Raw genomic sequence first — 20645 nt, 5'->3', positions numbered from 1 at the left:
CATGAGTTTGCCTTTAGTCAGTATCGTGATCCCGTCCTACAAGGCGGGCCACTTTGAACAATGCCTGCGCTCGGCCATCGGCCAGACCTATCCGCACATTGAAATCATGGTCAGCGACAATTGCCCGACCGAAGAGATCAAGCAGATCTGCGCGCGTTTCCCGCAGGTGATCTACCAGCGCAACCCGGCCGTGCGGAACCAGAACGTGCTCAGTTCGCTGTACTCGGCCAAGGGCGACCTGATCAAGCCGCTGTTCGACGACGACATCCTGCACCCGTTCTGCGTCGAGCGCATGGTCGCCACCATGCACATGGCGCCGGAAGTGCAGCTGGTGTTTTCCGCCTCCGAGGTGATCAATGTGCAGAACGAGCGCACCGAGACCCGCCGCCCTTACCAGGTCAGCGGCTCGCTGCCGGGACGCGAAATGCAGCGCTCGATGATGCTGGGCATGCGCAACTTCATCGGCGAATTCAGCTCGATCATGCTGCGCCGCGAGCGCCTGTGGGAAGTCGGCCCGCTGCGGCTGTTCCACTACGGCGGCCATGATTGCAGCAAAGGCCTGGCCGACGTCGCCGCCTACATCAACCTGGCCGGCGACGGCCATATGTTCTACATCGACGAGGAACTGAGCTACTTCCGGCACGACCAGCGGCTGGAATCGAACTCCAATCCCAAGGTCAATCCGAATTTCGGCTACTGCTTCTCCGACTATATCGACCTGGCGATCGAGTCGCAGATCGCCGGCGTGCTGAACATTAACGAACTGCGCGCGCTGGTGCCGATGGTGGACGATATGACCGCCCGCCTGCACCGGGTGTTCCCGATGGTCGGCCAGTCGTGCGAGCGCATGCACCAGCATCTGGCGGCAGCCGATGCGGCAGGTGCGGCAGGTGCAGCGCCATGATGGACCAATGCCGCATCATCGACCTGCCCAAGCACCACGATCCGCGCGGCAACCTGTCGGTGATCGAAGGCGGCATCCACGTGCCGTTCGACATCAAGCGGGTGTACTACCTGTATGACGTGCCGGGCGGCTCCTCGCGCGCCGGCCACGGCCACATCGAGCTGCAGCAGCTATTCATCGCCATGTCCGGCAGTTTCGACGTGGTGGTCGACGACGGCTACCAGCGCAAGAAAATCCACCTCAACCGTTCCTACTACGGCTTGTACGTGCCGGGCATGATGTGGCGCGAAGTCGAGAACTTCTCGTCCGGCGGCGTCTGCCTGGTGCTGGCCTCGACCCTGTACGACCCCAAAGACTACTACCACGACTACGACGAATTCGTGGCTGCAACACACCAACACATCATCAAGTGAGCATTGCATGAGCGTCCCCTTCCTCGACCTGAAAGCCATCAATCAGGTGCACGCCGCCGGCCTGGAAGCCGCGTTCAAGCGCGTGCTGAACTCCGGCTGGTATGTCCTCGGCGCTGAAACCGCTGCCTTTGAAGCCAGCTTTGCCGAATACTGCGGCAGCGCCCACGGCATCGGCGTGGCCAACGGCCTGGACGCCATTTTCCTGATCCTGAAAGGCTACGGCATCGGTCCCGGCGACGAGGTGATCGTGCCATCCAACACCTTCATCGCCACCTGGCTGGCGGTCAGCCACTGCGGCGCGCGACCGGTGCCGGTGGAGCCGCTGGAAGGCACCTACAACCTCGATCCGGCGCGGGTGGAAGCGGCCATCGGCGCCAACACCAAGGCCATCCTCGCGGTGCACCTGTACGGCCAGCCAGCCGACATGGCGCCGCTGCAGGACATCGCCCGCCGCCGCGGCCTGAAGCTGATCGAGGATGCGGCGCAGGCGCATGGCGCGCGCTACCATGGCGGCGTGGTCGGCCAGCTGGGCGACGCTGCCGCCTTCAGCTTCTATCCGGGCAAGAACCTGGGCGCGCTGGGCGACGGCGGCGCCGTCACCACCAGCGACGACGCGCTGGCCGAACGCATCCGCACCTACCGCAACTACGGTTCCAAGATCAAATACTACAACCAGGTGCCGGGCTATAACTCGCGCCTGGACGAGCTGCAGGCGGCACTGCTGGCGGTCAAGCTGCCGGCGCTGGACGGCGACAACCAGCGCCGCCGCGCCATCGCCGCCATCTACCAGCAGGAACTGGCCGGCATCGCCGGCCTGGTGCTGCCAGAGATTCCATCCTGGGCCGAGCCGGTCTGGCATTTGTACGTGGTGCGCCACCCGCAGCGCGACGTGCTGGCCAAGGCGCTGGCCGAACAGGGCGTTGGCACCATCGTCCACTATCCGGTGCCGCCGCACCTGCAGCCGGCCTACGCCGACCAGGGCTACAAGGAAGGCGACTTTCCGCTGGCCGAGGCGATCCACCGCGAGGTGCTGAGTCTGCCGATCGGGCCGACCATGAGCGAGGCGCAGGCGCTGGAAGTGTGCGCCGCCGTGCGCAAGGCGCTCAATGCATAGGCCAGCACACAAATAAGCACATAAAAAACCACTACGGAGGAGACGCATGATACATCCCAGCGCATCGGTATCGCCGAAGGCCAGGCTAGGCGCCAATGTCAGCATCGGCCCGTTCACCATCGTCCATGACGACGTGCAGATCGGCGACAACACCAGCATCGACGGCTTCTGCGAGATCGGCTATCCGAGCCCGCTGGCGGAAGGCCTGCCGCTGATCATCGGCGCCAACTCGACCATCCGCTCGCACGCCATCCTGTACGCCGGCTCGACCTTCGGCGACAAGTTCATCACCGGCCACCGCGTCACCGTGCGCGAGAAAACCACGGCCGGCGCCAACTTCCAGCTGGGCACGCTGAGCGATATCCAGGGCGACTGCCAGATCGGCGACTATGTGCGTTTCCATTCGAATGTCCACATCGGCAAGATGTCCAAGGTCGGCAACTTCGTCTGGATCTTCCCGTACGTGGTGCTGACCAACGATCCGCACCCGCCCAGCTCGGTGCTGCTGGGCTGCGAGATCGGCGACTATGCAGCGGTGGCCACCATGAGCGTGGTGCTGCCCGGCGTCAAGGTCGGGCGTGGCGCGCTGGTGGCGGCGCACAGCATGGTCGGGCGCGACGTGGCGCCGGACACCGTGGCCGGCGGCAGCCCCGCCAAATACATCTGCGACACCAGCAAGATCAAGCTGAAGGACGGCAGCGACCGCCCGGCCTATCCGTGGACCAGCCACTTCCGCCGCGGCTATCCGGTCGAGGTGACGGCAGGCTGGGATATTCCCCCTTCCCCGCTTTCCGGCCAGGCGTGACCCTGCTCAATATTCGAAAATTTCGATAATAAAGCGGAAATTTTTCCGCTTTTTGTTTATCTGCGTGCCCCGCATAATGGCATTCATCAGCGCAGAACACGGCGCCAAACATCATGTTTGACCACATCGAAAATTTTGAATATCTTAGGAGAATATAATATGCCGACCGCTATCGCCCAAGCAGGCAACAGCTTGCTGAACCCAGTCAACCACGCCCTGATCATGATCGATCACCAGTCGCAGATGGCATTCGCCACCAAGTCGATCGACCCAGTCCAGCTGCGCAACAACGTCGCGCTGGTGGCCAAGGCGGCCAAGGAATTCCAGGTGCCGGCCATCCTCACCACGGTGGCGGAAAAATCCTTCTCCGGCCCGATCTTCAACGAAATCAAGGACGTGTTCCCGAATCAGGCGCCGATCGACCGCAGCAGCATGAATACCTGGGAAGACCCGCGCATCGCCGACCGCGTCAACGCCATCGGCAAGGACAAAATCGTGCTGGCTGGCCTGTGGACCTCGGTATGCATCGTCGGCCCGGCGCTGTCGGCACTGGACCAGGGCTTTGAAGTCTACGTAATCACCGACGCCAGCGGCGACATCTCGGACGAAGCGCATGAACGCGCCGTCGCACGCATGATCCAGGCCGGCGCCCGCCCGATCACCTCGCTGCAATACCTGCTGGAACTGCAACGCGACTGGGCCCGTGGCGAAACTTACGACCAAACCGTCGCCACCGCGATCGCCAACGGCGGCGGCTACGGCCTGGGCCTGATCTACGCCAAAACCATGTTCAACGCCGCCGAAGGCCACTAAGTAGTTGCTGCGTCAGGACTCCTCGTCCGAGTGGCGGCTGTGCAGGCTGCGCAGGATGTCGCGCCAGCTGAGGATGCCGACCAGGCGGTCGTCCTGGCTGAGGATGGGGATGCAGGAGATCGCATGTTCGGTGAACATGTCGATCGCCGCATCCACCGTCGCGTCCTCGCGCAGGCACTTCGGCTTGCGCGACATGATCTGGTGCACCCGCTTGTTCAGCGTGGCCGTGTCCTTGTAGGACTCGGTGCTGGTGCCGATGTTCGGACTGAGCGCCTTGAACAGGTCGCGGTCCGAGATCACGCCCAGCAACTCGCCGTTTTCCAGCGCCAGCAGGTGGTGAAACTTGCTGTGGTCAAAAATTTCCTTGACCAGCGCCAAGGTGTCGTCGAGGCCGACCGTGACCACGTTGCGGCTCATGATATTTTTAACCAGCATAATTTTGGGGACTTTGTGCTCTGAAGATTGAATCCTAGACGGATTCAGCCGACAATACCAGCATGAGCTCCAGCCAACCCAGCGATGAATCGCAACTGCAGGAACTGAACCGGGCCCTTGCCGCCAATGAATTGACGCAAGCAGCCAGGCTGGCTTTTGTACTGGCGAAACGCGGAACTTTGCCCATCATGCAACTGATCGGCCTGGCTGGACTGATGGGCCATGCCGGCCAGGCCGGGCGCGCCGCCGAACTCTATCACCTGTGGTTGCGCTGTACCGAATCGCCGCTGCTGTTTGCCGCCTGGTACAACCTGGGCGTGCTGCAAATCCAGGCCGACGAGCAGCGGGAGGCCGAACAGTCGCTGCGCGCCGCGCTGGCGATCAAGCCCGATTTCATCGACGCCCGCATGACGCTGGGCACCCTGCAGGAACAGCTGCGCCAGCACGAGGCGGCGCTGGCCACCTGGCGCGCGGCGCTGGCGCAGATCGACCCCGACCATCCCGCCAGCCGGCCGCAGCAGATCCAGGCGCTGAACAGCGTGGCGCGCGTGGCGGCGCTGCGCCAGCACTATCCGGAAGCAGAGGACGCCTGCGCGCGCAGCCTGCTGCTGGACCCGCAGCAGCCGGAGGTGACGGCCCAGTGGATCAGCCTGCGCCAGCAGCAATGCGCGTGGCCGGTGTGCGCGCCGTTGCCGGGCCTGGCCGAAGCCGAGCTCGGCCGCAGCGCCTCGGCCGCCGCCATGCTGTGCCTCAGCGACGATCCGGCCGCCCAGCTGGCGGCCGCCAGCCGCCACCCGGTCAACCTGGCGCCGGCCCCGGCACCGCTGGCCGACCCGCAAGGCTACCAGCACCGCAAGCTGCGCATCGGCTACCTGTCATCCGACTTCAGCAGCCATGCGGCGCGCCTGACGGCCGAGCTGTACGGCCTGCACCAGCGCGATCAGTTTGAAATCTACGGCTTCAGCTGGAGCGAGGAAGACCGCAGCGGCCTGCGCGCCCGCGTCGCGCCGCGGCTGGACCACCACATCCGGCTGACCGTGATGAGCGACCTGCAAGCCGCGCAGACCATCCGCGCCCATGAGATCGACATCCTGGTCGACCTGCACGGCCTGGGCGCCGGCGGCCGCCCCGGCATCCTGGCGCAGCGGCCGGCGCCGGTGCAGATCGGCTGGCTCGGCCATCCGGGCAGCAGCGCCATGCCGGCGCTCGACTACATTCTGGCCGATGCTTTCGTACTGCCGCCGGGTCTGCGCGCCAGCTTCACCGAACAGCCGCTCTACCTGCCCGGCTGCGTGCAGATCCACGACCGCCAGCCGCCGCCGCATCCGGCTGGCACTGCGCCAACCCGCGCCAGCTGCGGCCTGCCAGAACAGGGCTTTGTGTTTTGCAGCTTGCACAGCAGCCGCAAGCTGGCGCCGGCGCAGTTTGCGGCCTGGATGCGCATCCTCACGCGTGTGCCGGACAGCGTGCTGTGGCTGAGGGCTGACAGCGAGGCGCTGCGCGACAATCTGCGCGTGGCCGCGCTGCGCCACGGCGTGTCCAGCGAACGCCTGGTGTTTGCGCGGCGCGTGCCACCGGCTGAGCACCTGGCACGGCTGCCACTGGCCGACCTGTGCCTGGACACGCTACCGTTCAGCGGCGGCGTGGCAGCCGCCGACGCGCTGTGGGCCGGCGTGCCGTTGCTGACCCAGGCCGGCCACAGCTACGCGGCCAGGCTGGGCGGCAGTCTGCTGCACGCAGCCGGCTTGCCGGAACTGGTGACGCACACCGCGCGCAGCTATGAAAACACGGCAGTGCGCCTGGCCGGCAAGCCGGAACCGCTGGGCCGCCTGCGCCGCCGGCTGGTCAAAAACCGCAGCCAGGCGCCGCTGTTCGACACGCCCAGGCTGGTACGCGCGCTGGAGCAGCTCTACCTGCAGGTGGCGCGCGGCGCCTTGCAGCGCGACGGCGCGACCCGGCAGCAGGATAGCGAACTGCCGCTGGTCAGCATCCTGATCCCGACCGGCGACTCCGACGACGCCGGCCAGCTGGAACGCACGGTCCGCAGCGCGCTCGACCAGCACTATGGCCGCTGCGAAATCATCGTCAGCGACAGCGGCGCCAGTACGCGGCGCCGCCGCAAGCTGGCCGGACTGCTGCGCGCCCATCCACGCCTGCGCTACAGCCGCGCGCCAGAACTGAGCGCCGCGGACAATCTCGACCACTGCCTGACGCTGGCCCTGGGCGAGTACATCGCGGTCGCGCCGCCAGGCGAGCTGCTGCGCGCCGACAAAATCGGCAGGATGATGCACTTTTACCAGACCTACCCCGGCATCGGCCTGGTGGCCAGCTGGCGTCAGCCGCTCGATGAACACGGCCAGCCGCTGCCCGGCATGCCGCTGCTGCCGGCCGAAGCCGCCGTCGGCGGCGCCTCGCTGGCGGCGCTGCTGCTGTCCAACGAGCGCGGCGCCGGCGACCTGCTGTGCCAGCCTGCCAGCCTGCTGCTGCGGCGCTCACAGCTGGGGGCCAGCTTCGGCCATTACCAGGGGCGGCGCTACCGCCACCTGTCCGGCGTGGCCACCGCGCTGGCGGCGCTGGCCGACCGTGAATGCGCCTACCTGCCGGATCCGCTGTCGAGCTACACACAGGGGCCATCGGCACCATCGGCCCCTGCTGCTGCCCGCCAGCCGGCGGAACTGCTGGCGCCAGTGCTGGAACGCCTGTATCTGTTGTATGAGGCCCACACCCGCCAGCATTTCCTGACCGACAGCGCACAGTTCAAGACCCTGCTGGCGGCGCGCCTGGCGGCACTGGGGGCGCTGGTGCAGCAACACCACAGCCAGCTGGCGGCAGGCGATCCGCAACTGGCCGAAGACCTGCAACAGGCGCTGCGCCAGGGTTATCACATGCTGCTTGCCGCATCCTGAGCAATTTCAGGGGCCAAATACCCTGTTCTTTTCGTTTAAAATACCTCGGCAATGGCTGACAATGCAGTCTGCGAGCACTCATCCCCATCAATCCGGAGACAGCATGAAAGCAGTGATTTTGGCAGGCGGCCTGGGCACGCGGCTCAGCGAGGAAACCACCGTCAAGCCGAAACCGATGGTCGAGATCGGCGGCAAGCCGATTCTGTGGCACATCATGAAGAGTTATTCCGCGCACGGCATCAATGATTTCGTCATCTGCTGCGGCTACCGCGGCTACATCATCAAGGAATTCTTCGCCAACTACTTCCTGCACACCTCGGACGTGACCTTCGACCTGCAGGCCAACAGCATGGAAGTGCACGAACGCCATGCCGAGCCGTGGCGCGTGACCCTGATCGACACCGGCGCCGACAGCATGACCGGCGGCCGCCTGAAGCGCGTGCGCGAACACCTGAAGGATGAGGAAGCGTTCTGCTTCACCTACGGCGACGGCGTGGCCGACATCGACATCGGCGCCTCGATCGCCTTCCACAAGGCGCACGGCAAGCTGGCCACCATGTCGGCAGTGCTGCCGCCGGGCCGCTTCGGCGCAATCGACATCGACGGCCAGCGCATCGTCAGCTTCAAGGAGAAACCGCGCGGCGACGGCGCCTGGATCAACGGCGGCTATTTCGTGCTGTCGCCCAAAGTCATCGACTACATCGAGAACGACGCCACCATCTGGGAAAAAGAGCCGATGGAAACGCTGGCCCTGGACAACCAGATGGACGCCTTCTTCCACCACGGCTTCTGGCAGCCGATGGACACCTTGCGCGACAAGATCCACCTGGAAGAACTCTGGGACAGCGGCAAGGCGCCGTGGAAGCAATGGCCATGAACCCGGCGTTCTGGCGCGGCAAGCGCGTCTTTCTGACCGGCCATACCGGCTTCAAGGGCAGCTGGCTGAGCCTGTGGCTGCAACAGCTGGGCGCGCAGGTCACCGGCTACGCGCTGGAAGCGCCCAGCCAGCCTAGCCTGTTTGATGCGGCCCAGGTTGGCAGCGGCATGACCTCGGTCATCGGCGACATCCGCGACGCCGCCGCCTTGCAGGCCGCCATGCAGGCCGCCCAACCGGAAATCGTCATCCACATGGCGGCGCAGGCGCTGGTGCGCTATTCCTACGCCAACCCGGTGGAAACCTACGCCACCAACGTCATGGGGCTGGTCAACTTCTTTGAAGCGGTACGCAACACGCCCGGCGTCAAGGCAGTGGTCAACGTCACCAGCGACAAGTGCTACGAAAACAAGGAATGGGCCTGGGGCTACCGCGAGAACGAAGCCTTCGGCGGCTACGACCCGTACAGCAACAGCAAGGCCTGCGCCGAACTGGTCACGGCCGGCTACCGCTCCTCCTTCTTCAATCCGGAAAAATACGCCGAGCACGGCGTGGCGCTGGCTTCGGGCCGCGCCGGCAACGTCATCGGCGGCGGTGACTGGGCGCAGGACCGGCTGATTCCCGACATGCTGCGCGCGATCGCCGCCGGCACGCCGGTGCGCATCCGCAGCCCGCACGCGATCCGCCCATGGCAGCATGTGCTGGAGCCGCTGTCCGGCTATCTGACGCTGGCCGAACACCTGTACCAGCACGGCCCGGCGTTTGCCGAGGGCTTCAATTTCGGCCCGCACGACCTCGACGCCCGCCCGGTCGAATGGATCATCGAACACCTGTGCCAGCGCTGGGGCGAAGGCGCCGCCTGGGAACTCGACCAGGCGCCGCAGCCGCACGAAGCGCATTACCTCAAGCTGGACTGTTCCAAGGCGCGCGCGCGCCTGCAATGGCAGCCGCGCTGGCACCTCGGCCACACCATCGACATGATCGTCGCCTGGCACCAGGCCCAGCTGGCCGGCGCCGACATGCGCGCGCTGACGCTGGCGCAAATCGACACCTATCAAAACACCGCCCCCCTCGGCACCACCTAAGGTAGCAACCATGAGTGAAGTACAAACCAAAGAACAACTGCGCGAACAGATTATCAAGCTGGTGGCCGAATACGGCGCGCTGGCCAGCGTCCCGAAACCGTTCGAGCCTGGCGTGACCGTGATCCCGCCGGCCGGCAAGGTGGTCGGCGCGCCGGAAATGGAACTGATGGTGGAAGCCTCGCTGGACGCCTGGCTGACCACCGGCCGCTTCAACGACCAGTTCGAGGCCAAACTGGCCAAGCTGATCGGCGTGGACTTCCTGATCACCGTCAACTCCGGCTCCTCGGCCAACCTGGTCGCCTTCAGCGCGCTGACCTCGCCGAAGCTGGGGCCGCGCGCCATCCAGCAGGGCGACGAAGTGATCGGCGTGGCGGCCGGCTTCCCGACCACCGTCAACCCGATCATCCAGTTCGGTGCGATCCCGGTGTTTGTCGACGTCGAGCTGGGCACCTACAACATCGATGTGACGCAGCTGGAAGCGGCGATCTCGCCAAAAACCAAGGCCATCATGCTGGCCCACACGCTGGGCAATCCGTACAACCTGGACGTGATCACCGCGCTCTGCAAGAAATACAATCTGTGGCTGATCGAAGACTGCTGCGACGCGCTCGGCTCGACCTACAACGGCAAGATGGTCGGCACCTTCGGCGACATCGGCACCATGTCGTTCTACCCGGCCCACCACATCACCATGGGTGAAGGCGGCGCGGTGTTCACCAACAATCCGGAACTGAAAGCCATCGCCGAATCGTTCCGCGACTGGGGCCGCGACTGCTACTGCCCGCCAGGCAAGGACAATACCTGCGGCAAGCGCTTCTGCCAGTGCTTCGGCACGCTGCCGCCCGGCTACGACCACAAATACACCTACAGCCACCTCGGCTACAACCTGAAAATCACCGACATGCAGGCCGCCTGCGGCCTGGCGCAGATCGACCGCGCGGCCGGCTTCATCCAGTCACGCAAGGACAACTTCGCCTACCTGAAAGACCGCCTGAAATCGTGCGAGGAATTCCTGATTCTGCCGGAAGCCACCGAGAACTCCGACCCGTCGTGGTTCGGTTTCCCGATGACCTTGAAGCCGGAAGCGAATATCGCCCGGGTCGACCTGCTGACCTATCTGGACCAGCACAAGATCGGTACCCGTCTGCTGTTCGCCGGCAACCTGGTGCGCCAGCCGTATATGCAGGGCCGCAACTACCGCATCTCGGGCGAACTGACCAACACCGACCGGGTGATGAACGACACCTTCTGGATCGGCGTCTATCCGGGCCTGAGCCGCGAGATGCTGGACTTCGCGGTGGAGAAACTGGAAGCCTTCTTCGGCGTCAATTTCTAAGATGACGCAGCCGGCCGCCTCCGCCTCGGCCTCGGCCTTGGCCTATATCCAGCCGCTGCGCGACACGCTGCCGCCGAATGCCCGCCTGCTGGTGCAGGCCGGCGCCACCGACGGCGGCGTAGCGCGCGAGTACCGCAGCCTGTACCCGGCTTCTTCGCTGCTGGTGGTCGAGGCCGAGCAGGCCGGCGCCCAGGCGGCGCAGGCGTATGCCGAACGCGTCTACCTGGCCGACCTGAGCACCGCCAGCGACCATTTCTACCGGCAACTGGCGATGGCCGACGGCTGGTACTTCGACGCCACGCTGGAGCAACTGAAAGACCCGCTGCGCGTGCTGCGCCAGGTGCGCAAGGTGATTCCGGTGGATGCCTGCATCGTGGCCCGCGTGGCCAACCGGCTGTACTGGGATGCGCCGGCCGTGCCGCCACGCCACGCCTGGTCGGTCAGCGACATGCTGTCGCTGTTCCACCAGGCCGGCTTCAGCGTTGCCAGCGGCACGCTGCTGATCCCTGGGCCGATGCCGGCCGCCACCGAAGCCACGCTGCGCCAGCAGATCTTGCCGGCCGGCGTCAGCGTCGACACGCTGCTCGCTGCGGCGCAGCCCTCCCATTACCTGATCAAAGCTGTCCCCGCGTGATGACCGACAAGCCGCACTTTTACTGCATCGCCCACGCCCCCTTCGCGTGGCGGATGCCGGACTTTATGACCATGGTCGGCTCCGGCGACTATGTGCCGGAAACCGGCCTGGCGATGAGCCAGCTGCTGTCGCCCGAGGAAGCGGCGCGCAACCGCTACCTGGGCGAATACCTGGCGCTGTTTGAAATCCGCCGCCGCCTGATTGCCGAGCAGGCCCAGGGCTTTGTCGGCTTCTGCCATTACCGCCGCTTCGCGCTGACCCATCCGATCGGCGAGCTGCAAGGCTTTAACTACCATGCGCATCCGGACCTGCTGGCGCAGGTGCTGCCCGAGCATTTTTACGGCGATGGACAGACCCCGATCGTGCCGATCTCGGTGACCTTTGGCGGTACCATCGTGCAGCAGTACCAGGCCGGCTGCAATGCACGCGATTTGCTGATGTTTTTCGGCGACGCCATCGACTGCGGCGTGATCAGCGACCTGGACGCCGCCAACTTCCTGTCCAATCCCTCGTTCATCACCGCCCCCACCGTGGCGTATATTCCGGTGCAGTGGTTTGTCGAGATCGTGCGCGACCTGGAACTGGTGATGTCGCGCTACTTCCGCCACCACTATGTGCACCGGCCCGGCTACGCCGACCGCAGCATGGCCTTTTGCTGCGAACGCCTGCAAGCCTTCCTGCTGTCGCGCTACATTGCCGCCTGGGGGGCGGACAAGGTCATCGCGCGCCCGCTGGTGCTGCTCAACCCTGCTTATCCCCGCCCGACCACGCCATGAAAATCGTCGCCACCGCCCTGCCGGGCTGCTATCAGATCATTCCCGACATCCGCCGCGACGAGCGCGGCAGCTTCGTCAAGGTATTCCACCAGGATATCTTCCGCCAGCATGGACTGGCCACCGATTTTGCCGAGGAATACTATTCGACCTCGCAGCGCAATGTGATACGCGGCCTGCATTTCCAGACCCCGCCGCACGACCATGCCAAGCTGGTCTACTGCGTGCAGGGCGCGGTGCTGGACGCGGCAGTCGATCTGCGGCGCGGCTCGCCCACTTACGGCCAGCACATCACGCTGGAGCTGAGCGCGCAGAACGGCCACATGCTGTACCTGCCGGCCGGCCTGGCGCACGGCTTCTGCTCGATCAGCGAGCTGTCGCTGATGGTCTACAAGGTCACCACCACCTATGCGCCGCAGCATGACGGCGGCATCCTGTGGAATTCGGCCGGCATCCCCTGGCCAGTACAGCAGCCGGTGATCTCGGCGCGCGACCTGACCTTCCCGGCGCTGGCCGAATTCGATAGCCCGTTCAGCTACCACGGAGCGGCGGCATGAGCGGCGCGCGCCGCGCGCTGGTCACCGGCGCCTCCGGCTTCATCGGCGCCGCGCTGACGCGCCGCCTGCTGGCCGACGGCTGGGAAGTGCATGTGCTGCTGCGCGACAGCTCGTCCACCGGCGGCCTGCCGCCGGCGGCGCAGCTGCACCGGCATGACGGCAGCACGCTGCAACTGATCGACATCATGCGCGCCGCCGCGCCGGACGTGGTGTTCCACCTGGCCTCGCTGTTCCTGGCAGCCCACCAGCCGCAGGATGTGGAACGGCTGATCCAGGCCAATCTGCTGTTCTCGACCCAGCTGGCGGAAGCCATGGCGGCCTGCGGCGTGCGCCAGCTGGTCAACACCGGCACCTCGTGGGAACACTATCAGGATGCGGCCTACAACCCGGTCTGCCTGTATGCCGCCACCAAGGCCGCGTTCACCGCGCTGCTACGCTACTACGTGGAGGTGCACGGCCTGCGCGTGGTCACGCTCAAACTGTTCGACACCTATGGCGCCGGCGATCCGCGTCCCAAGGTGCTGAACCTGCTGAAGCGGATCGCCAACGAAGGCACGTCGCTCAGCATGTCGCCGGGCGAACAGCAGGTGGATTTGGTCTACATCGACGATGTGCTGGAGGCTTTCCTGCTGGCCAGCGAGCAGCTGGCCACGCAGGCGGAAGCGATAGAAGAATACGGCGTCTCCAGCGGCGCGCCGCTGCCGCTGCGCGAGATTGCCGCGCTGTATGCCCAGGTCAGCGGCAAGCCGCTGGCCATCGACTGGGGCGGCCGCCCCTACCGCGAACGCGAAGTGATGCTGCCATGGCATAGCTACCGCAGCGTGCCAGGCTGGACGCCCAAGGTCGGGCTGGCACAGGGCCTGGCGCTGTTCCACCAGGCCTGAGCCGCCAGTTTGGCTGCTTAGAAGTGCGACAGGTCGAAATGAATGTCGGCGCTGGCCAGCAGTGCCTGGCGCGCCAGCCGGGTTTCCATGTTGGGCGCCGCATGGCGGCGGTAGAGTTCCAGCATCACCGGTAGCGTCAGGTCCTCGCGGGTATTGCCGCGGCGCATATTCTCCGGCGCGGTGGCCGGGGTCTTGTGGATCACCACAGTATCGGTGGCCAGGTGCACCAGCGAACGGCCATGCATGGCCGCCAGCAGGAAATCCCAATCCTCGTAAATGCGCATGGTGGTGTCGGTGCGCACGCCCTTCACCACATCGGCGCGGTAGGCCAGGCAGCTGTTGGGGATGGTGTTGCGCACGTAAATACTGTCAAAGGTAGCGCCGGCGATCGACATCGACTGGTTGGAGATGAAGGTCGGCGGATACACCGCGCGGTCTTCAAAGCGCACCTGGAAGTCGCAGAACAGGATTTCCGGACGGTCCACCAGCAGGCGCTGCTTGAAGCGCGCGAAGTGCTCCGGCTCGAAAGTGTCGTCATCGTCGATGAAGACGATGTATTCGCCGCTGGCGATGTCCAGGCCCATATTGCGGCTGGCCGCCGGGCCCGCTTCGCCACTGCAGCGCAGCACATAGTCGAAACGGCCGCTCAGCTGCGACAGCTCTTCGTAGGGCGGCAGATAGGTGCCGGAATCGGACACCACCACCACCTTGAAATCCTGGCAGGTCTGGGCGATCAGCGAAGCCAGCGTGCGCTTCAGCAGCAGCGGGCGGTCGTGGGTGGTGATGATGACAGTAAACATGGAAAGCCTGTAGTGGTTAAGGTTCGCGGATGGCTTCGTCCATCGCCCGCGTCAATGGGTACATCAGGTAGGACATCACGGTGCGATGACCCACCACGACCTCGGCCGATACGGTCATGCCCGGCAGCAGCTGGGCGCCGGGCGGCAGCTTGCGCAGCTTGCCGCTGTAGGTGATGCGGCTCTGGTAATAGGTATCCATGCCGCCGCCGTTCTTGTCGGCGTTCTCGCGCTTGAAGGAGTCGCGGCTGATGACGCGCACCTTGCCCTCCAACATGCCGTGTTTCATGAAGGTGAACGCATCGATTTTCAGGTGCACCGGCATGCCGGTCTTGATATAGCCGATGTCAAGCGAATCGATTTCCACTTCCGCTTCCAGCTCTGCATCCAGCGGCACCAGCGTGAACAGCGCCTCGGCCGCGCGCGCCACCGAGCCGACCGACAGCTTGCCGATCTCCAGCACCACGCCGTCGGCCGGCGCCACCAATTGCACCAGCTTGTGGCGCTTGTCGGCCTTGGCCAGCTGCTCGTTGAGGTCGTCGCGCTCGCGGCTGGCATCGCGCAGGTCTTCCATGGATTTCTGGCGCCAGCTCTTGTCGAAGGCGGCGCGCTCGGATTCGGCTGCGGCCAGCTCGCTGCGCGTCTCAATCGACTTGTTACGCTGCATGTCCATGTCGCGCTCGACTTCCAGGCGGCGGTCGCGCGCTTCCAGCAGCTGCATCTTGGCGCCGAAGTTCTCGGCCACCAGCTGCTCCTGCATGGCTTCCACCTCGCGCAGCGACTTGACCCGCTTGGCCAGGATTTCCTGGTCGTGGCGGTTGGTTTCCAGACTGGCGCGCAGCCGCGCGATGTTCTGGTCCATCTTGTTCTTCTGCGCCGCGAAGTTGGCGCGGCGTTCGTTGTACAGCTGCGCCTGCAACTGGGCGTCGGCGCTGCTGCCCTGCTGCGCGGTTGCGCCCGGTGCACCGGACAACTCGGCGCTCAGGCCGGCGCGCTGCGTGTCCAGCGAGGCCAGGCGGTTGCGCAGCTGGGCTTCATCGGCGGCGGTAAACGTCGGGTCGAGCGTGGCCAGCACCTGGCCCTTGCGCACCACCTGGCCGGTGCGCACCTCGATGCTCTGGATGATCGCGGTGTCGAGCGGCTGCACCACGATGTTCGGCAGCGGATTGACCAGCCGCCCGTGGCCGATCACGATCTGGTCCAGCGGCGAGACACTGGCCCAGACGATGAAGCTGATAAACACCAGCAGCATCAGGTGCAGCGTCAGGCGCACGAAGCGCGGCAGCGGGCCGCGCTCGATGGCGTCGGCGTCCGGCAGGAACGCGATCTCGGTTTCGTCCTTCTTGCGCTTGAAGAAGCTCAGAGGTGACTTGTTTGCTGGTTCCATAAATGCTGATAAGTGTCGCTACGGGTAAGCAGTTCTTCATGCCGGCCGGCGTCCACCAGGGAGCCTTGTTGCATGACCATGATTTTGTCGGCGTTGACCAGCGTCGACAGGCGGTGCGAAATCATCACCACCGTGCGGCCGACGGCAATCTTCGACAGGTTGCGGATAAAGATGGCTTCCGACTCCGGATCCAGCGCCGAGGCGGCCTCGTCGAGGATCAGGATGCGCGGCCGCGCCACCAGCGTACGGGCAATCGACAGCCGCTGCTTCTGGCCGCCGGACAGGTTGGCGGCGTTCTCTTCCAGCATGGTGTCATAGCCTTGCGGCAGGCGTTCGATGAATTCGTCGGCACCGGCCGCCACCGCCGCCTCGACCAGCTCCTCGAAGGTCGCGTCGGGACGGGTCACCGACAGGTTGTCGCGCACCGTGCCGCGGAACAGGAAGTTCTCCTGCAAGACCACGCCGATCTGGCGGCGCAGGTGCGGCAGCTCGATCTCGCGCGCGTCGATGCCGTCAAAGCGCACCAGGCCTTCCTGCAGCGGATACAGGCCCTGGATCAGCTTGGTCAGGGTGGTCTTGCCGGAACCGGAGCGGCCGACGATGCCCACCACCGTGCCCTGCTCGATGGTGAAGCTGGCCTTGTTCAGCGCCATATTCTGCGCGCCCGGATAGCGGAACACCACGTTGTCGAACTTGATCTCGCCTTCCAGCACCGGGCGCAGGCCGTTGGCGCCGGGGCGGCCTTCCGGCGCGCGGTTCATCACCTCGCCCAGCATGCGCACCGACAGCGCGGTTTCCTGGTATTCGTTGACCAGGCCGACGATCGAGATCAGCGGCTGGGTGACGCGGCTGGACAGCATCTGGAAGGCGATCAGCGCACCCACCGACAGCGTGCTGTCGAACACGTCGGCGGCGCCGACCACGATCAGCATCACCGGCATCAGCTTGCCGAGGAAGTCGGTGACGGCATTGCCGGCAATCGAAATCTGGCCGACCCGGAAGTGCATGGTGATCGCTTCGGCCGAGCGCTGGTCCCAGATGCGCCGCTGCGACGGCTCGATCGCCAGCGCCTTGACGGTGCGCATGCCGTGGATGGTTTCCACCAGCATGCCCTGGCGCTGGCCTTCGGCCGCATACAGCGCGTTGAGGCGGCGCTGGAAGGTCGGCACCATGGCCATCACCACCGCGCCGATCATGCCGGCGAACAGCAGCACGATCATCGCCAGCTTGAACGAATAGCTGAACAGGACCGGCACGAACACCAGCAGCGAAATCAGGTCCAGCACGGTCATGAACATGCGCCCGGTCAGGAAGCCGCGGATTTTCTCCAGCTGCTGCATGTGACGGGTGACCACGCCGGCGCTGGTGGTCTCGAAGAAATCGATCGGCAGCGACAGCAGGTGGGCGAACACGCGCCGGGTCAGCCGCATGTCGATCTTGTTGGAGGCAGCCAGTGTCAGCGTCTGGCGCAGGAAGCCGAAGGTGGCGTCAAACACCAGCGCCATGATGACGCCCACCGACAGCACCTGCAGCGTGGTCACGCTCTGGTGGGTCAGCACTTTGTCGATCACCAGCTGGAAGAAGATCGGCGACGCCAGCGCCAGCATCTGCATGGCGATCGCGGCGATGAAGATGTCGCGGAACGCCGCTTTCTGCTTGAGGATCTCGGGAATGAACCAGCGCAGCCCGAACGGCTGGTTGGGATCGGTAAACTTGTGCTCGCGCTTGATGAACACCACGTCGCCGCGCCAGCGCTGCTCGAAATCGGCGCGCGGCACCAGCATCACGGTGGCGTTGGCCAGCGCAGGATTGAGTACGGCCGCCTGGTCGGCGGCGCCGTTCTCGCCCGGCTTGACCCCGACCACGATCACCATATTGCCATCCGCCAGGCGCGCCATCAGCGGGAACACCCCGCCCTGCGCCATCAGGCGCGACCAGTCGATGGTATCTGCCTTGGCCTTCAGGCCGATGTCGGAGGCGATGCGCAGCAGCGCGCCGGTGCTGGGTTCTTCGGCACGCAGCGCGTTTTCATCGATCAGGCGCTCGGGATTGATTTGCAGACCGTGATGCTGGGCGATGGCAGTCAGACACTGAATCGCGGTATGAGGAAATTTATCTTGCATAGGCCTGTAGTCGTGAAAGCTGGGGGAAAGCTTGCATTAGCGCACTATTGATCCAGCCTTGCGATTCTAACCCAGCCCACTGCCGCCAAGGGCAATTTGTTGTTGCTAAACACACGCAGCTTTCTCCTGCTGTTCCGCCGATCAAAAAAAAACGGCAAGGCCCGCAGGCCTTGCCGTTTTATGCGCCGTTGTTGCTGGCGCTAAAGCTTACTTGGCAGCCAGGAAGCCCTGTTGCGCACCGCCTTGCAGCGCTTTCAGGCGCAGCGACTCGTCGCTAGCGGCCTGGTAGCTGGTCGCGGTCAGCTGGTTCTCGTAGCTGCCGATCGCGCTGGCCAGTTTGGCCGCCGAGCTGGCGACGTTGCCTGGCACTTCCAGCTTGGCCGTGGTGCTGGCCGAGGCGGCTGCTTCGAAGCTCGACAGCGCCGACGACAGGCCGCTGACATTGCTGCTCAGGCTGGTCGCTGCGGTGCTGCCCATCTGGAACCAGACGTCCGCTGCGGTATGCGTTGCGCCGTCGGCGGTCTCGAAGCTGGAGGTGATGCCGACGATGTTGCCATTGTTCAGCGACACATCCTGCTTGGCGTCCAGGTTCAGCTTGGTGATCGACAGATCCGCCAGCGATTTCAGCTCATCGGCCTGGCTGATGCCGTCGCCGTTGGCGTCCACCCACACACGCAGGTTGCCGAACTGCTGGTCCTTGGCATCGATCACGCCGTCGCCGTTGGTATCCAGTTCCGCCAGTGCTTCGTAGCCGGTCTTGGCTTTCTGACCGTTGGCCAGCGTGGTGCCTGCGCCGAACAGCTCAGTACCATCGTTGATCAGGCCATCGCCGTTGCGGTCCAGTACCAGCAGACCGTCGCCGCCGGCAACCCAGCCGACATTGGTCTTGTTACCGTTGCCCAGCAGGTCGAAGTTGACGCCTGCATCGAGGCCAACCGTCTGGATGCCGTTGCCGTTCAGGTCCAGCACCAGTGGGGTACCCAGAGGCGATGGCAGCGCAGCGATCTGTTCGGTGGTCAGGCCAGGAACCTGTGCCGAAGTCAGCGAGCAAACCTGTGCGGTGGTCAGCGCGTGGATCTGGTCGGTGGTCAGCTTGCTCAGCTGATTGCTGCTCAGCGCGGCAATCGCGGAGGTGCGCAGTGCACGCAGGTCAGCGGTTTCGATCGCCGCCAGTTGCTCGGTGCTCAGCGCCGACAGCTGGGTGCTGGTGATCGCGGCAAACTGCGCGGTGCTCAGGCCAATCACCTGCTCGGTGGTCAGCGCCTTGACCTGGTTGCTGCTCAGTGCAGCGACCGACGCGGTCTTCAGTGCGGCCAGGCTCTCGGTCGCCAGTGCTTTCAGCGTATCGGTTGCCAGCGCGGCGGCTTGCGAGCTGCTCAGCGCAGCGACCTGGTTGGATTTCAGCGCGGCGGTCTGCTCGGTGCTCAGGCCAGCCGACAGCACGGTGGTGCTCAGTGCGGCAACCTGTGCGGTCGACAGCACGCCAACCTGGTCTGCGCTCAGGCCTTTGACCTGCTCGGTGCGCAGGGCAGCGATCTGGGCGGTGCGCAGGCTGCTGATTTCGCCCGATTCAATCGCCGCGATCGAATTGCTCGACAGTGCGACGAACTGGACGGTGCTCAGGGCAGCGAACTGGTTGGTACCCAGCGCCACGACCTGCTCGGTGGTCAGACCGTTCGCCAGCACGTTGGTGCTCAGCGCAGCCACTTGCGCGGTGGTCAGCGCGGCAACCTGGTTGCTGTCCAGCGCACGCAGTTGCTCGGTGGTCAGGCCATTGATTGCCGCCGTACGGATGGCGCGCAGGTCATTGGTTTCCAGCGCCGCGATGCTGTTGGTGCTCAGCGCAGCAATTTGCAGCGTGGTCAGTGCACCGGCCTGGGCGGTGGTCAGCGCCACGACCTGTTCGGTAGTCAGCACTTTGACCTGGTCGCTGGTCAGGGCGGCAACCGCCGAGGTTTTCAGCGCGGCCACATCTTCGGTTTCCAGTGCTTTCAGCTGGTTGCTGCTCAGCGCCGCGATCTGCGCGGTGGTCATCGCAGCAGCCTGGTTGGTGCCAATGGCGACGATCTGATTGGTGCTCAGGGCGGCCAGGTTGGTGGTGTTGATCGCGCCGAACTGGGCACTGGTCAGTGCTTTTACCTGTTCGGTGCCCAGCGCTTTGAACTGCTCGCTGCTCAGCGACGAAATGATGCTGGTTTTCAGGCCAACGATGTCAGCGGTCTCGATCGCGGCGATGTTGTTGGTCGACAGCGCGTTGAACTGGGTCGAGTTGAGCGCACCGAAGTGGGTCGAGTTCATCGCGACGATCTGCTCGGTGGTCAGGCCGGTCAGCTGGTTCGAATTCATCGCGGCAAACTGCGCGCTCTTCAGGGCGACCACGTCTTCGGTGGTCAGCGCGCCGATCTGGTTGCTGGTCAGCGCGGCGATCACCGAGGTTTTCAGGGCGGCCACGTCGGCAGTTTCCAGATGGGCGATCTGCTCGGTGCTCAGGCCCAGTACTTGCGAGCTGGTCAGCGCGGCGGCTTGCGCGGTGGTCAGCGAAGCCAGTTGCTCGGTGGTCAGTGCTTTGACCTGATCGCTGCCCAGTGCGGCAACGGTCGCGGTTTTCAGCGCGGCGAAGTCTTCGGTTTCCAGTGCTTTCAGCTGGTTGCTGCTCAGCGCCGCGATCTGCGCGGTGCTCATCGCAGCAGCCTGGTTGGTGCCAATGGCGACGATCTGATTGGTGCTCAGGGCGGCCAGGTTGGTGGTGTTGATCGCGCCGAACTGGGCGCTGGTCAGTGCTTTTACCTGTTCGGTGCCCAGCGC

General features: G+C 64.9%; 17 protein-coding genes and 1 pseudogene. 13 read left to right on the top strand and 5 right to left on the bottom strand.

From position 1 onward, the window contains the following. Window position 1 precedes the first annotated feature (1 nt). The 5 genes from KW842_RS26050 to KW842_RS26030 all read left to right on the top strand — a co-directional run bounded on the left by KW842_RS26050 (window position 2) and on the right by KW842_RS26030 (window position 4049). Window positions 2–904 (top strand): glycosyltransferase family A protein, encoded by a 903-nt coding sequence (locus KW842_RS26050; protein WP_218307062.1) that lies wholly within the window; start codon window positions 2–4, stop codon window positions 902–904. Beyond that, window positions 901–1317 (top strand): FdtA/QdtA family cupin domain-containing protein, encoded by a 417-nt coding sequence (locus KW842_RS26045; protein ID WP_218307061.1) that lies wholly within the window; start codon window positions 901–903, stop codon window positions 1315–1317. The genes KW842_RS26050 and KW842_RS26045 overlap by 4 nt, the downstream gene beginning before the upstream one ends. Before the next feature lie 7 nt (window positions 1318–1324). After that, window positions 1325–2431 carry a DegT/DnrJ/EryC1/StrS aminotransferase family protein gene (locus KW842_RS26040; RefSeq protein ID WP_218307060.1) on the top strand — a complete coding sequence of 369 codons (1107 nt, stop codon included), beginning with the start codon at window positions 1325–1327 and terminating at the stop codon, window positions 2429–2431. A 46-nt stretch (window positions 2432–2477) separates the two neighbouring features. After that, on the top strand, window positions 2478–3236 hold the full coding sequence (locus tag KW842_RS26035) for an acyltransferase (RefSeq protein WP_218307059.1): 759 nt from the start codon (window positions 2478–2480) through the stop codon (window positions 3234–3236). A 159-nt stretch (window positions 3237–3395) separates the two neighbouring features. Continuing rightward, window positions 3396–4049, top strand: coding sequence for a hydrolase (locus KW842_RS26030; RefSeq protein WP_218307058.1), 654 nt, complete (start codon window positions 3396–3398; stop codon window positions 4047–4049). 12 nt (window positions 4050–4061) lie between these two features. Here KW842_RS26030 and KW842_RS26025 read toward each other — a convergent pair whose 3' ends face one another. Further along, window positions 4062–4466 carry a CBS domain-containing protein gene (locus KW842_RS26025; protein ID WP_307729880.1) on the bottom strand — a complete coding sequence of 135 codons (405 nt, stop codon included), beginning with the start codon at window positions 4464–4466 and terminating at the stop codon, window positions 4062–4064. 80 nt (window positions 4467–4546) lie between these two features. Here KW842_RS26025 and KW842_RS26020 point away from each other — a divergent pair, with 80 nt between their 5' ends. The 8 genes from KW842_RS26020 to KW842_RS25985 all read left to right on the top strand — a co-directional run bounded on the left by KW842_RS26020 (window position 4547) and on the right by KW842_RS25985 (window position 13533). After that, window positions 4547–7390, top strand: a complete 2844-nt coding sequence (locus KW842_RS26020) for a glycosyltransferase (RefSeq protein ID WP_218307056.1) — start codon at window positions 4547–4549, stop codon at window positions 7388–7390. A gap of 103 nt (window positions 7391–7493) precedes the next feature. Continuing rightward, on the top strand, window positions 7494–8267 hold the full coding sequence (rfbF, locus tag KW842_RS26015; RefSeq protein ID WP_218307055.1) for a glucose-1-phosphate cytidylyltransferase: 774 nt from the start codon (window positions 7494–7496) through the stop codon (window positions 8265–8267). Further along, entirely contained in the window at window positions 8264–9349 is a 1086-nt protein-coding gene (gene rfbG, locus KW842_RS26010; protein ID WP_218307054.1) for a CDP-glucose 4,6-dehydratase, read from the top strand. Before rfbF ends, rfbG begins: the two co-directional genes overlap by 4 nt. A 10-nt stretch (window positions 9350–9359) precedes the next feature. Next, on the top strand, window positions 9360–10685 hold the full coding sequence (gene rfbH / locus KW842_RS26005) for a lipopolysaccharide biosynthesis protein RfbH (protein WP_218307053.1): 1326 nt from the start codon (window positions 9360–9362) through the stop codon (window positions 10683–10685). Between the two features lies 1 nt (window position 10686). Next, complete coding sequence (locus tag KW842_RS26000) at window positions 10687–11319, top strand: hypothetical protein (protein WP_218307052.1); 633 nt, start codon at window positions 10687–10689, stop codon at window positions 11317–11319. Beyond that, window positions 11316–12095, top strand: a complete 780-nt coding sequence (locus tag KW842_RS25995; protein WP_218307051.1) for a hypothetical protein — start codon at window positions 11316–11318, stop codon at window positions 12093–12095. The genes KW842_RS26000 and KW842_RS25995 overlap by 4 nt, the downstream gene beginning before the upstream one ends. Further along, window positions 12092–12649: a dTDP-4-dehydrorhamnose 3,5-epimerase gene (gene rfbC, locus KW842_RS25990; RefSeq protein WP_218307050.1), complete on the top strand. Its 558-nt coding sequence runs from the start codon at window positions 12092–12094 to the stop codon at window positions 12647–12649. The genes KW842_RS25995 and rfbC overlap by 4 nt, the downstream gene beginning before the upstream one ends. Beyond that, the gene (locus KW842_RS25985) at window positions 12646–13533 is read left to right on the top strand and encodes an NAD(P)-dependent oxidoreductase (protein ID WP_218307048.1); all 888 of its coding nucleotides are present in this window, start codon (window positions 12646–12648) and stop codon (window positions 13531–13533) included. The genes rfbC and KW842_RS25985 overlap by 4 nt, the downstream gene beginning before the upstream one ends. A 17-nt stretch (window positions 13534–13550) precedes the next feature. Here KW842_RS25985 and KW842_RS25980 read toward each other — a convergent pair whose 3' ends face one another. From KW842_RS25980 to KW842_RS25965, 4 genes and pseudogenes are all read right to left on the bottom strand, one after another. Beyond that, window positions 13551–14333 (bottom strand): glycosyltransferase family 2 protein, encoded by a 783-nt coding sequence (locus KW842_RS25980; RefSeq protein WP_218307046.1) that lies wholly within the window; start codon window positions 14331–14333, stop codon window positions 13551–13553. A 16-nt stretch (window positions 14334–14349) separates the two neighbouring features. Beyond that, window positions 14350–15717 (bottom strand): HlyD family type I secretion periplasmic adaptor subunit, encoded by a 1368-nt coding sequence (locus KW842_RS25975; protein WP_218307044.1) that lies wholly within the window; start codon window positions 15715–15717, stop codon window positions 14350–14352. Further along, window positions 15690–17840 carry a peptidase domain-containing ABC transporter gene (locus KW842_RS25970; protein WP_218307042.1) on the bottom strand — a complete coding sequence of 717 codons (2151 nt, stop codon included), beginning with the start codon at window positions 17838–17840 and terminating at the stop codon, window positions 15690–15692. Before KW842_RS25970 ends, KW842_RS25975 begins: the two co-directional genes overlap by 28 nt. Before the next feature lie 207 nt (window positions 17841–18047). Then, a pseudogene (locus tag KW842_RS25965) lies at window positions 18048–20645 on the bottom strand (heme utilization protein); the annotation flags it as partial.

The organism is Duganella sp. sic0402 (assembly GCF_019219065.1).
Lineage (GTDB): Bacteria > Pseudomonadota > Gammaproteobacteria > Burkholderiales > Burkholderiaceae_D > Rugamonas.
The sequence above is the reverse complement of the archived record's forward strand: the minus strand, read 5'-3'. Positions and strand labels throughout refer to the sequence as shown.

Coding starts and splice junctions, on each gene's coding strand:
- KW842_RS26050 (WP_218307062.1), top strand. CDS start 2: ATGAGTTTGCCTTTAGTCAGTATCGTGATCCCGTCCTACAAGGCGGGC.
- KW842_RS26045 (WP_218307061.1), top strand. CDS start 901: ATGATGGACCAATGCCGCATCATCGACCTGCCCAAGCACCACGATCCG.
- KW842_RS26040 (WP_218307060.1), top strand. CDS start 1,325: ATGAGCGTCCCCTTCCTCGACCTGAAAGCCATCAATCAGGTGCACGCC.
- KW842_RS26035 (WP_218307059.1), top strand. CDS start 2,478: ATGATACATCCCAGCGCATCGGTATCGCCGAAGGCCAGGCTAGGCGCC.
- KW842_RS26030 (WP_218307058.1), top strand. CDS start 3,396: ATGCCGACCGCTATCGCCCAAGCAGGCAACAGCTTGCTGAACCCAGTC.
- KW842_RS26025 (WP_307729880.1), bottom strand. CDS start 4,466: ATGAGCCGCAACGTGGTCACGGTCGGCCTCGACGACACCTTGGCGCTG.
- KW842_RS26020 (WP_218307056.1), top strand. CDS start 4,547: ATGAGCTCCAGCCAACCCAGCGATGAATCGCAACTGCAGGAACTGAAC.
- rfbF (WP_218307055.1), top strand. CDS start 7,494: ATGAAAGCAGTGATTTTGGCAGGCGGCCTGGGCACGCGGCTCAGCGAG.
- rfbG (WP_218307054.1), top strand. CDS start 8,264: ATGAACCCGGCGTTCTGGCGCGGCAAGCGCGTCTTTCTGACCGGCCAT.
- rfbH (WP_218307053.1), top strand. CDS start 9,360: ATGAGTGAAGTACAAACCAAAGAACAACTGCGCGAACAGATTATCAAG.
- KW842_RS26000 (WP_218307052.1), top strand. CDS start 10,687: ATGACGCAGCCGGCCGCCTCCGCCTCGGCCTCGGCCTTGGCCTATATC.
- rfbC (WP_218307050.1), top strand. CDS start 12,092: ATGAAAATCGTCGCCACCGCCCTGCCGGGCTGCTATCAGATCATTCCC.
- KW842_RS25985 (WP_218307048.1), top strand. CDS start 12,646: ATGAGCGGCGCGCGCCGCGCGCTGGTCACCGGCGCCTCCGGCTTCATC.
- KW842_RS25980 (WP_218307046.1), bottom strand. CDS start 14,333: ATGTTTACTGTCATCATCACCACCCACGACCGCCCGCTGCTGCTGAAG.
- KW842_RS25975 (WP_218307044.1), bottom strand. CDS start 15,717: ATGGAACCAGCAAACAAGTCACCTCTGAGCTTCTTCAAGCGCAAGAAG.
- KW842_RS25970 (WP_218307042.1), bottom strand. CDS start 17,840: ATGCAAGATAAATTTCCTCATACCGCGATTCAGTGTCTGACTGCCATC.